An 11674-nucleotide genomic window follows, 5' to 3' on the forward strand; every position below is an offset into this window, starting at 1 on the left:
CTGGTACTGTACAAAAAACCAGTATCGGTAGCTCTCCATGCAGTTGATCGAAAAACTCAGTATCCTCGCCGACGCCGCCAAGTACGACGCTTCCTGCGCCAGCAGTGGCGCGCCCAAGCGCAGTTCCGAGGGCAAGGCCGGGCTGGGTTCCACCGACGGCATGGGCATCTGCCACAGTTACACCCCGGACGGCCGTTGCGTGTCGTTGCTCAAGGTGTTGCTGACCAATTTCTGTCTTTACGACTGCCAATACTGCGTCAACCGCCGCTCCAGCGACGTGCCCCGTGCGCGTTTCAGCCCGGAGGAGGTGGTCACCCTGACGCTGGATTTCTACCGGCGCAATTGCGTCAGCGGGCTGTTTCTCAGTTCCGGCATCATTCGCTCGGCCGACTACACCATGGAGCAACTGGTCAGGGTCGCCAAGCTGTTGCGCGAAGAGCATGATTTTCGCGGCTATATCCACCTCAAGACCATTCCCGAAGCCGACCCGGCACTGATCGCCGAGGCCGGGCGCTATGCCGATCGGCTCAGCGTGAACATCGAGTTGCCCACCGATGCCAGCCTGCAAACCCTGGCGCCGGAGAAGCAGATCGTTTCGATCAAACAGGCGATGCAAACCATCTACACCGGTGAACAAACCGTGCTTAACGAGCCGCGCGCGCCGCGTTTCGCGCCGGCCGGGCAGAGCACGCAGATGATCGTCGGCGCCGATGAAACCGACGACAGCACCATCCTGCACGGCGCCGAGGCGCTGTACGGCAACTTCAAGTTGCGCCGCGTCTATTATTCGGCGTTCAGCCCCATTCCCAACAGCCCGAAAAGCGTGCCCCGGGCGGCGCCGCCGCTGATGCGCGAGCACCGTTTGTATCAGGCAGATTTTCTGTTGCGCAGTTACGGTTTCAGCGCCAACGAACTGTTTGAAGGCCCCGGTCACCTGGCGCTGGACATCGACCCCAAGCTGGCCTGGGCGCTGGAGCATCGCGAGGTGTTTCCGCTGGACTTGAATCGCGCCGAACCCACGTTGATTGCGCGCATCCCCGGCATCGGCTTGCGCACCACCCAGCGCCTGGTGGACCTGCGCCGCGAACGCAAGATCCGTTTCGAAGACCTGGCGCGCATGCGCTGCGTGCTGGCCAAGGCCAAGCCGTTTTTCATCACCAGCGACTACCACCCACAACAGGCCGACACCACCAGCGTGTTGTTGCGCGAGCAACTGCGCGACCGCCCGCAGCCTCAGCAAATGGGGCTGTGGGGATGATCAGCCTGGAATGCGACAACCTGTTCAGCACCTGGCGCGAACAGGCGCGCTGGCTGCTCAGCCATCAGGTCGACCCCAGTCAGGTGAGCTGGGGCGAGGCCGAGGTGGCGGACCTGTTTGCCACTGACGAGCCGATTCCTGCGCAGCTTGGGCCGTTCCAGGCGCGAATTCCCAAGGCGCTGTTGGCGTTGTTGGAATCGGCCGCGTGCTATCACGGCGATCAGCGTTGGAGCTTGCTCTACGAGGTGCTGTGGCGTGTCAGCCATGGCGACCGTACCGCCATGCTGGCCGGGGACAAGCTGGGCAGTGAGTTGCAACGACGGATCAAGCAGGTCAGTCGCGAAGCTCATCACCTGCACGCATTTGTGCGGTTTATCGCGCTGCCCCCGGAGGCCGGGCCGGAGTTGCCGGAGTACGTGGCCTGGCATGAGCCGGCCCATGACATATTGAAATCAGCCAGTCAGCACTTTATCGGGCGCATGGGCCGCCATCGCTGGATGATCGCCACGCCGCTGGATGGGGTCTATTACGACGGTCAGCAGTTGATTCATCAACGTGAATGCCCCGAAGCCTGGCAGCAACTGGCGCAAAAGGTCGAAGACCCTCACAGCGCCATGTGGCTGACTTACTACAGCCATATCTTCAACCCGGCGCGCTTGAACCCCAAGGTGATGGAAGGGCATTTACCCAGTCGATTCTGGAAGAACCTGCCGGAGGGCAAGTTGATTCCAGGGTTGATCAGCGAGGCGCGGACGGGCAAGCAGCGCGATGGGCAGGCAAAGCTGATTGGGACCAAGCCGGGCAAGCGGATTTCCAGCGGGCACGGTTAAAAATGCGAGAGAGGGCTGGTTCCCGATAGCGGTGTGTCAGTCACCGAATGCATCGCCAGACACGCCCTTATCGGGAGCAAGCTCCCTCCCACTGTTGATTTCGTGGGCGCTGGCTTGCCGGCGATAGCCGTGTATCAGTGCCAACTGTACTAACAGATAGATCGCTATCGCAGGCAAGCCAGCTCCCACATTAGTATGGCGGTGCTAATGAAATCTGTTTTCAGCCAGGAGCAATCATGTCTACCGCCGTTCGTCTCGCCCAGGCAGCCGATGCCGAGGGGATCAGCCAGGTCATCCTGGCGGCCTTACACAGCAGCAATGCGCGGGATTACCCGGCGGATGTGATCGCTCGCGTGGCGAGCAATTTTACCCCTGACGCCGTGCTGGCCTTGCTCCAGCGGCGGGTTGTGCTGGTGGCGGTGCAGGGGCAGGTGATCGTCGCCACTGCGGCGCTGGATGCCAATGTGGTGCGCTCGGTATTCGTCAACCCGGCATTGCAGGGGCAGGGCATTGGCCGGTTGCTGATGATTGAGATCGAACTGCGTGCGCGAGAGGCCGGGGTGACGGTCTTGAGCGTGCCGTCTTCGCTGACCGCCGAGCCGTTCTACACCAAGATGGGTTTCCACACCGTGCGCGACGTCTACCACGGTAACGAGCGCACGCTGGTGATGGAGAAAGCATTGTTATCCCGCCACCCCATCGGGCCGTATCGCGACCGTCAGCACCGTGCGCAAGTGGTGGCTCTGTGGCAGCAGGCGTTCGGGTACGACGCCGCGCACAACCTGCCGACGTTGGCGATTGATAAGAAGCTGGCGGTCAACGATGGGTTGTTTTTTGTGGCCACGGATAAAAAGGCTGTGATCGGCAGCATTCTGGCCGGTTACGACGGGCATCGTGGTTGGCTGTATTCGGTGGCGGTGCACAGCGATTATCGCCGGCAGGGCCTGGGGGCTTCGTTGGTGCGGTATGCCGAACAGGCGCTGACTGCACTGGGGTGCATGAAGATCAATTTGCAGATTACGGGCGGCAATGATGCGGTGGTGGGGTTTTATGAGGCGCTGGGGTATGGGGTGGAGCCGAGGATCAGTATGGGCAAGAAGGTCGCCGTGAATATCCCGCCGCAATCCTGAAAACACCGTAACGCAAATGTGGGAGCGGGCTTGCCCGCCATGGCGGTCTATCAGTCAACTTGTTCAGTCACTGATAGACCACTATCGCAGGCAAGCCAGCTCCCACACGGGTTTTGTGGTGTTGCTGGCTTTTGGGCTTAGACCTTGACGATCCAGCCTTCTGGCGCCTCGACGTCGCCGGTTTGCACGCCGGTCAGCTCTTTGTAGAGCTGCTGGGTGATCGGGCCGACTTCAGTTTCGCTGTGGAACACGTGCAGCTTGCCGTTGTACTGGATGCCGCCGATCGGCGAGATCACGGCGGCTGTGCCGCAGGCACCGGCTTCCTTGAACTGATCCAGTTTGTCGATGAACACTTCGCCCTCAACCACTTTCAGGCCCAGGCGCGACTGAGCCAGCTCGATCAGCGACAGGCGGGTGATGCCTGGCAGCACCGAAGGCGATTTCGGCGTGATGAACTGGTTGTCGTGGGTGATCCCGAAGAAGTTGGCCGAGCCGACTTCTTCGATCTTCGAGTGGGTCATCGGGTCCAGGTAGATCGCGTCGGCGAAACCGGATTTTTTCGCTTCGGCACCCGGCATCAGGCTGGCAGCGTAGTTGCCACCCACTTTGGCGGCGCCGGTGCCTTGTGGGGCGGCGCGGTCGAAAGTGGAGATTTGGAAGTTGTGCGGCACCAGGCCGCCTTTGAAGTAGGCACCGACCGGGATCGCGAAGACCGAGAAGATGAACTCCGGCGCGGTACGCACGCCGATGTTGTCACCGGTACCGATCACGAACGGGCGCAGGTACAGCGCGCCGCCGCTGCCGTACGGCGGGATGAACCGTTCGTTGGCCTTGACCACTTGTTTGCACGCTTCGATGAAGTCTTCGGTCGCCACGTGCGGCATCAGCAGGCGTGCACAGCTGCGCTGCATGCGCGCGGCGTTCTGGTCAGGGCGGAACAGGTTGATCGAACCGTCCTTGCAACGATAGGCCTTGAGGCCTTCAAAGCATTGCTGGCCATAGTGCAGGGCGGTGGAGCCCTCGCTGATGTGCAGCACGTTGTCGTCGGTCAGGGTGCCTTCTTGCCATTCGCCGTTTTTCCAGACCTGGAGAAACCGCTTGTCGGTCTTGATGTAGTCAAAACCCAGCTTGTCCCAATTGATGCTTTCGTTACCCATGACACCCTCTATCTCTGGTCAACCGCCTGGTCGAAGGCAGGCTTGTCGGTTTTTTTCTGGATGGGCGCAACAATACTGCATTATTGGCCGGTGTGGGAGCAGGTGGGTGGGCCGTTCAGCATGTGTGTGGGCTGATCCACCGTTATCGCAGGCAAGCCAGCTCCCACATTTGGAATGCATTCCCCTGTGGGAGCCGGGCTTGCCCGCGATAGCCTCACCGCGGATTTACAGGTGCAGCGCGTGGCCCAAGGCTCTTAAAGCCGCCTCTTGTACAGCTTCGCCGAGCGTCGGGTGAGCATGGATGGTGCCGGCCACATCTTCCAGACGCGCGCCCATTTCCAGGCTCAGGCCGAAGGCGGTAGACAGCTCGGAGACGCCCACGCCTACCGCTTGCCAGCCGACGATCAGGTGGTTGTCACGCCGCGCGACCACACGCACAAAGCCGGTTTTCGACTCCAGCGTCATCGCCCGGCCATTGGCCGCAAACGGGAAGCTCGACACGATGCAGTCCAGGCCCGCGGCCTTGGCTTCGTCCGGGGTCTTGCCGACCACCACCAGTTCCGGGTCGGTAAAGCACACGGCCGGGATCGCAGCCGGGTTGAATTCGCGGGATTTACCGCTGATCAGTTCGGCCACCATCTCGCCCTGAGCCATGGCGCGGTGGGCCAGCATCGGCTCGCCGCTCAGGTCGCCGATCGCCCACACGTTGCGCATGCTGGTCTGGCAACGGCTGTCGATCCTGATTGCCGAACCGTTCATGTCCAGGTTCAGCGCTTCCAGGTTCCAGCCCTGGGTATTGGGTTTGCGACCCACAGCCACCAGCACCTGATCGGTCTCCAGCGACAAGGTGTCGCCCTCTGGATCGCGTACTTGCAGGCACTGGTTCTCAAAACCGGTGACGCTGTGCTTGAGGTACAGCTTCACGCCCAGTTGCTTGAGGGATTCGGCCACCGGCAATGTCAGCTCAGCGTCGTAGGCGGGCAGGATATGTTCCTGCGCCTCGACCACACTGACCTCGGCGCCAAGCTTGCGGTAGGCAATGCCCAGCTCCAGACCGATATAGCCGCCGCCCACCACAATCAGGCGCTTGGGCACATGCGTGGGCGCCAGGGCTTCGGTGGAGGAGATGATCGGCCCGCCAATCGGCAGCATCGGCAGGTTGACGCTTTTCGAGCCGGTGGCCAGCAGCAGGTGTTCGCAGTGGATACGCTGGTCACCGACGTCGATGGTCTTGCCGTCGACCACCTTGGCCCAGCCGTGAATCACCTGCACTTTGTGCTTTTTCAGCAGCGCGGCGACGCCCGTGGTCAGGCGATCGACAATGCCGTCTTTCCATTCCACGCTCTTGCGAATATCCAGCGTCGGCACGTCGACTTCGATGCCCAACTGCGAACCCTGGCTGTGGTGCACGGTTTGCTGAAATTGCTCAGCCACGTGAATCAAGGCTTTGGACGGAATGCAGCCGATGTTCAGGCAAGTGCCGCCCAGCGCCTGGCCTTCGACCAGAATGGTCGGGATGCCCAACTGGCCAGCGCGAATCGCCGCCACGTAGCCGCCAGGGCCGCCACCGATGATCAGCAGCGTGGTGTGTAATGTCTGGGACATGCCTTACTCCAAAAACAGGCTGGCGGGTTGTTCGAGCAGGCTGCGAATGGCCTGGATGAATTGCGCCGCGTCCATGCCGTCGACCACGCGGTGATCAAAGGAGCTGGAGAGGTTCATCATCTTGCGAATCACGATCTGGCCCTTGATCACCATCGGCCGCTCGACGATGCGGTTGACGCCGACGATGGCCACTTCCGGCAGGTTCAGCACCGGCGTGCTGACGATCCCGCCCAGCGCGCCCAGGCTGGTCAGGGTGATCGTCGAACCCGACAGCTCGTCACGACTGGCCTTGCCATTGCGTGCGGCGGTGGCCAAACGCGCGATTTCCTCGGCATTGCCCCACAGGCTGCGCGCTTCGGCGTGACGCACCACTGGCACCATCAGGCCGACGTCGCTCTGGGTGGCGACGCCCACATGCACCGCGCCAAGGCGGGTGATGACTTGGGCTTCGTCGTCATACCGCGCGTTGATCTGCGGAAAGTCGCGCAACGCCACGACCATGGCGCGCACGATAAACGGCAACAGGGTCAGCTTGCCACGCGTGGCACCGTGCTTCTCGTTGAGGTGCACGCGCAGCTCGTCGAGGGCGGTGACGTCGATTTCTTCCACATAGCTGAAATGCGCGGCGCGCCGGGTGGCGTCTTGCATGCGCTGGGCAATCTTGCGACGCATGCCGATCACCGGGATTTGTTCTTCGTCGGTGCGTTCGGCGTAGGGGTTGGCAACGGCTTTATTTTGCGCCGGACGCTGGAGCAAGAAAGCCTCCAAATCTTCGTGCAGAATCCGGCCCGCCGGACCAGAGCCCTGCACCAGGCGTAGCTGGATGCCAGCATCCAGGGCATGTTTGCGCACGGCAGGGGAGGCCAGTGGGCGTTCGTCAGCTTCCCGGGCCACGTGTGCCTGAGCCGCAACCACGGGCGCAGGCTTGCTTGGCGCTGGCGCGGGTTTGGCGTCAGCAACCGGCGCAGGCGCAGGTGCAGCGTTTGCCGGTGCAGCCACCGCCGGTACATCCTTGGCGTTACCCGCGCCTTCCACTTCAATGCTGATCAAGATACTGCCCACGGCCATGACTTCACCCGGCTCGCCGCCGAGGGAAATCACTTTGCCGTGCACCGGCGAGGGAATGTCCACCATCGCCTTATCGGTCATCACATCCGCCAGCACCTGGTCTTCAACCACCAGGTCGCCGACTTTTACGTGCCATACCGACAGTTCAACTTCTGCGATGCCTTCGCCAATGTCCGGCATCTTGATAACGTGCGTGCCCATTCAGACCTCCATGACCCGTTTCAACGCCGCGCCCACGCGGGACGGCCCTGGGAAATACGCCCACTCCTGCGCGTGCGGGTAGGGGGTGTCCCAGCCGGTGACGCGTTCGATCGGCGCTTCCAGGTGATGGAAGCAATGCTCTTGCACCAGCGACACCAGCTCGGCACCAAAACCGCAGGTGCGGGTGGCTTCGTGCACCACCACGCAACGGCCGGTCTTTTTCACCGACTTGACGATGGTTTCCAAATCCAGCGGCCACAGGCTGCGCAGGTCGATAACCTCGGCGTCGATGCCGGTTTCTTCGGCGGCCACTTGCGACACATACACGGTGGTGCCGTAGGTCAGCACGGTGACGGCCGAGCCTGGACGCACGATGGCGGCCACGTCCAGTGGCACGGTGTAGTAACCCTCCGGGACTTGCGCTTGCGGGTGTTTCGACCACGGCGTTACCGGACGGTCGTGGTGGCCGTCGAACGGGCCGTTGTACAGGCGTTTGGGCTCAAGGAAGATCACCGGGTCGTCGTTTTCGATTGAGGCAATCAGCAGGCCTTTGGCGTCATACGGGTTGGACGGCATCACCGTGCGCAGGCCGCAGACCTGGGTGAACACCGCTTCGATACTCTGGCTGTGGGTCTGGCCGCCGTAGATGCCGCCGCCGCAGGGCATGCGCATGGTCAGCGGCGCAGTGAACTGGCCGGCCGAGCGATAACGCAGGCGTGCAGCCTCGGAGATGATCTGGTCGGTCGCGGGGTAGACGTAGTCGGCGAACTGGATTTCTGCCACCGGGCGCAGCCCGTAGGCCCCCATGCCCACCGCGACGCCGACGATGCCGCTTTCGGAGATCGGCGCGTCGAATACCCGCGAGCTGCCGTACTTGTTCTGCAAGCCTTCGGTGCAACGGAACACACCGCCGAAGTAACCGACGTCCTGGCCGAACACCACCACGTTATCGTCACGCTCAAGCATCACATCCATGGCCGAGCGCAAGGCCTGGATCATGGTCATGGTGGTGGTGGTCATGGCGGTTTCCACTTCGATACTGTTGTTGTGATCGTTCATGGTCAGATCCCCAACTCTTGACGCTGGCGCTTCAAGTGCTCCGGCATCTCTTTATAAACGTCTTCGAACATGGTCGCGGCGCTTGGAATCTGGCCACCGGCCAGGGTGCCGTACTGTTCGGCTTCTTTTTGCGCCTTGACCACTTCGGCCTCAAGTTCGGCACTGACCGCCGCGTGTTCCTCTTCGGACCACTGGCCAATCTTGATCAAGTGCTGTTTGAGGCGGGCAATCGGGTCGCCCAGCGGGAAGTGGCTCCAGTCGTCGGCGGGACGGTATTTGGACGGATCATCGGAAGTCGAGTGCGGGCCGGCGCGGTAGGTAACCCACTCGATCAGCGTTGGCCCCAGGTTGCGGCGCGCACGCTCGGCCGCCCAGGCGGAGGCGGCGTACACCGCGATAAAGTCGTTGCCGTCCACGCGCAGCGAGGCGATACCGCAACCGACGCCGCGTCCGGCGAAGGTGGTGGCTTCACCGCCGGCGATGGCCTGGAAGGTGGAGATGGCCCACTGGTTGTTGACCACGTTAAGAATCACTGGCGCACGGTAGACGTGGGCGAAGGTGAGGGCGGTGTGGAAGTCGGATTCGGCGGTGGCGCCGTCGCCGATCCAGGCCGAGGCAATTTTGGTGTCGCCCTTGATCGCCGAGGCCATGCCCCAGCCCACACCTTGTACGAATTGGGTGGCGAGGTTGCCGGAAATAGTAAAGAAGCCAGCGTCCTTGACCGAATACATGATGGGCAACTGACGGCCCTTGAGCGGGTCGCGCTCGTTGGACAGCAGTTGGCAGATCAGGTCCACCAGCGGCACTTCGCGCGCCATCAGGATGCTTTGCTGGCGATAGGTGGGGAAGCACATGTCGTCGATGTTCAAGGCCAGGGCCTGAGCGCTGCCGATGGCTTCTTCGCCAAGGCTTTGCATGTAGAACGACATTTTTTTCTGGCGCTGGGCGACCACCATGCGGTTGTCGAAGATCCGCGTCTTGAGCATGGCGCGCATGCCTCTGCGCAGGATCTCGACGGGAATGCCTTCGGCCCACGGGCCAAGGGCCTGGCCCTGGTCGTCGAGTACGCGAATCAGGCCCTTGGCCAGGTCGGCGGTGTCGGCGGGTTCTACGTCGATGGCGGGTTTGCGCACCAGGCCGGCGTCGGTCAGACGCAGGTAGGTAAAGTCGGTCTTGCAGCCTGGGCGGCCCGAGGGTTCGGGTACGTGCAGACGCAGTGGTTCGTACTGCTGGGTCATGGCTTTCTACGCTCTATCTTGTGAATTTCTTGTAGTGGGCGCGCTAGCTGACAGTCTGTCTCCGGGTAGGAGAAATCTTGTCCTACAACAATCATAGGCGTGGCGTAGAAGAATATTTATCTCTGTTTCGTTGCGCTCGTGATCATTTGCGGATAAAAAAACTGCATAAACATAATAAACAGGTGATTTTGTCTCATGCGCAAACTGGACCGTACCGATATCGGCATTCTCAACGCCCTGCAGGAGAACGCGCGCATCACGAACGCCGACCTCGCCCGCTCGGTCAACCTGTCACCCACACCGTGTTTCAACCGGGTGAAGGCGATGGAGGAGCTGGGGTTGATTCGTGACCAGGTCACGCTGCTCGATGCCGATTTGCTCGGTCTGCACGTCAACGTGTTTATTCATGTGAGCCTGGAAAAGCAGAACGAGCTGGCGTTGCAGCAGTTCGAAGGCGCGATCTCGGACCGCCCGGAAGTGATGGAGTGTTACCTGATGGCCGGCGACCCGGACTACCTGATCCGCGTGCTGGTGCCGACGATCCAGTCGCTGGAGCGCTTCATGATGGACTTTCTGACCAAAGTGCCCGGCGTCGCCAACATTCGCTCCAGCTTTGCGCTCAAGCAAGTGCGCTACAAGACCGCGTTGCCCCTGCCGGCCAACGGCATCAGCCTGGGCACATAACCTCAGCCGCGCCGCTGTAAAAATGTGGGAGCTGGCTTGCCTGCGATAGCGGTGGGTCAGCTGACAAATGGGTGTCAGCAATACCGCTATCGCAGGCAAGCCAGCTCCCACAGGGGGTTCGGCGTCCTTACAGCTGGTTAAGCGGAATCTTCAGGTAAGTCACCCCATTCCCCTCGGCAGGCGGCATATGCCCCGCCCTCACATTCACCTGAATCGCCGGCAACAACAGCGTCGGCATCCCCAGCCCGGCATCACGTTTCGTGCGCATCGCAACAAACGTCGCCTCATCCACCCCGTCATGCACATGAATATTCCCCGACCGCTGCTCGGCCACGGTCGTCAGGCACTTGGCCTCGCGGCCTTCAGGCGGGTAGTCATGACACACGTACAGTTCGGTTTCCAAAGGAAACGCCAGCAACTTACGCATCGACCCATACAACTGCCGCGCATCGCCACCCGGGAAATCGCAGCGCGCCGTGCCCACATCGGGCATGAACAGCGTGTCACCCACCAGAATCAAGCGGTCGTCGATCAAGTAGGCCATGTCCGCCGGGGTATGCCCGGGCACATGCAGCGCCTGCGCTTTCAGGTTGCCGATATGAAAGACCTCATCCGGCGCAAACAAATGGTCGAACTGCGAGCCATCGACGCGAAATTCCGGTTCCAGGTTGAACAAGTTCTTGAACACATCCTGGACCTTGCTGATCGACTGACCAATGGCGATCTTGCCGCCCAGCGTACGGCGCAGGTACGGCGCGGCAGACAAGTGATCGGCATGCGCATGGGTTTCCAGCAACCATTGCACCTGCAGGCCGTGCTCACGCACAAACGCGATGACTTTGTCGGCCTGGGTCGTGTCGGTGCGCCCGGACGCCGGGTCGTAATTGAGCACCGAGTCGACGATGGCACACGGGCCGCCGTCCGTTTCATGGATGACGTAGGTGAAGGTCGACGATGCCTCGTCCAGAAAAGCGTGAATCAACGCTGGCATGGCGGCTGTCCCTGTTGAGGAAGAAAAACAGTGAAGAAAAAAGTCGTTACAATCAGTTTACGTTTACACATAATGTTTTGAGCTTAAGTGACGTAAAGGACCCGAAGCAAATGGAATCTACTCTGAGTGAGGGCGAAGTCGCCCAGTTGCGCGCATCGGCGTCCAAGGCCTGCTCCTTGCTCAAGGCGTTGGCCAACGAGGACCGTTTGTTGATCCTGTGCCAGTTGACCCAGGGCGAGCGCAACGTGGGTGAACTGGAAGCGCTGACCGGCGTGCGCCAGCCCACGCTGTCTCAACAGTTGGGCATCCTGCGTGACGAAGGGTTGGTCGCCACCCGTCGGGACGGCAAATACATTTTCTACGGGCTGGCCAGCCATGAAGTGATTCAAGTGATGAAAACCCTGTCCGGGCTGTACTGCGGCGCGGTCATGAAAAGCTGGGCGTGACGCCATC

The 11674-nt window shown here is 61.3% G+C and carries 11 protein-coding genes; 5 read left to right on the forward strand and 6 right to left on the reverse strand.

Annotation, left to right across the window (positions count from 1 at the left end):
* Positions 1–37: 37 nt before the first annotated feature.
* From ACM530_RS21265 to ACM530_RS21275, 3 genes are all read left to right on the forward strand, one after another.
* Positions 38–1258, forward strand: a complete 1221-nt coding sequence (locus ACM530_RS21265) for a putative DNA modification/repair radical SAM protein (protein WP_416363083.1) — start codon at positions 38–40, stop codon at positions 1256–1258.
* A complete protein-coding gene (locus ACM530_RS21270; protein ID WP_416363084.1) occupies positions 1255–2088 on the forward strand; it encodes a TIGR03915 family putative DNA repair protein in 834 nt (277 codons plus the stop codon). The genes ACM530_RS21265 and ACM530_RS21270 overlap by 4 nt, the downstream gene beginning before the upstream one ends.
* 236 nt (positions 2089–2324) lie before the next feature.
* Positions 2325–3218 carry a GNAT family acetyltransferase gene (locus ACM530_RS21275; protein WP_416363085.1) on the forward strand — a complete coding sequence of 298 codons (894 nt, stop codon included), beginning with the start codon at positions 2325–2327 and terminating at the stop codon, positions 3216–3218.
* A 137-nt stretch (positions 3219–3355) separates the two neighbouring features.
* Here the strand turns inward: ACM530_RS21275 and ACM530_RS21280 are convergent, their stop codons facing one another.
* The 5 genes from ACM530_RS21280 to ACM530_RS21300 form a co-directional block, all read right to left on the reverse strand.
* Positions 3356–4375 carry a branched-chain amino acid aminotransferase gene (locus ACM530_RS21280; RefSeq protein WP_416363086.1) on the reverse strand — a complete coding sequence of 340 codons (1020 nt, stop codon included), beginning with the start codon at positions 4373–4375 and terminating at the stop codon, positions 3356–3358.
* 225 nt (positions 4376–4600) lie between these two features.
* Positions 4601–5980 (reverse strand): dihydrolipoyl dehydrogenase, encoded by a 1380-nt coding sequence (gene lpdA / locus ACM530_RS21285; RefSeq protein ID WP_416363087.1) that lies wholly within the window; start codon positions 5978–5980, stop codon positions 4601–4603.
* A gap of 3 nt (positions 5981–5983) precedes the next feature.
* Positions 5984–7249: a dihydrolipoamide acetyltransferase family protein gene (locus ACM530_RS21290; protein WP_416363088.1), complete on the reverse strand. Its 1266-nt coding sequence runs from the start codon at positions 7247–7249 to the stop codon at positions 5984–5986.
* Positions 7250–8308: an alpha-ketoacid dehydrogenase subunit beta gene (locus ACM530_RS21295; RefSeq protein ID WP_416363089.1), complete on the reverse strand. Its 1059-nt coding sequence runs from the start codon at positions 8306–8308 to the stop codon at positions 7250–7252.
* A 2-nt stretch (positions 8309–8310) separates the two neighbouring features.
* Positions 8311–9546 (reverse strand): 3-methyl-2-oxobutanoate dehydrogenase (2-methylpropanoyl-transferring) subunit alpha, encoded by a 1236-nt coding sequence (locus ACM530_RS21300; protein WP_404483525.1) that lies wholly within the window; start codon positions 9544–9546, stop codon positions 8311–8313.
* Positions 9547–9741: 195 nt separating this feature from the next.
* Between ACM530_RS21300 and bkdR the strand changes: the two genes are divergently transcribed.
* Positions 9742–10230, forward strand: a complete 489-nt coding sequence (bkdR, locus tag ACM530_RS21305; RefSeq protein ID WP_106578875.1) for a Bkd operon transcriptional regulator BkdR — start codon at positions 9742–9744, stop codon at positions 10228–10230.
* A gap of 127 nt (positions 10231–10357) precedes the next feature.
* Here the strand turns inward: bkdR and ACM530_RS21310 are convergent, their stop codons facing one another.
* Positions 10358–11221 carry an MBL fold metallo-hydrolase gene (locus ACM530_RS21310; RefSeq protein ID WP_416363090.1) on the reverse strand — a complete coding sequence of 288 codons (864 nt, stop codon included), beginning with the start codon at positions 11219–11221 and terminating at the stop codon, positions 10358–10360.
* A 110-nt stretch (positions 11222–11331) separates the two neighbouring features.
* Here ACM530_RS21310 and ACM530_RS21315 point away from each other — a divergent pair, with 110 nt between their 5' ends.
* On the forward strand, positions 11332–11667 hold the full coding sequence (locus tag ACM530_RS21315; protein WP_145163734.1) for an ArsR/SmtB family transcription factor: 336 nt from the start codon (positions 11332–11334) through the stop codon (positions 11665–11667).
* The last annotated feature ends 7 nt before the right edge of the window (positions 11668–11674 follow it).

Origin of the sequence: Pseudomonas sp. NFX183, from assembly GCF_047943075.1 — a bacterium.
Classification (GTDB): Bacteria; Pseudomonadota; Gammaproteobacteria; order Pseudomonadales; family Pseudomonadaceae; genus Aquipseudomonas.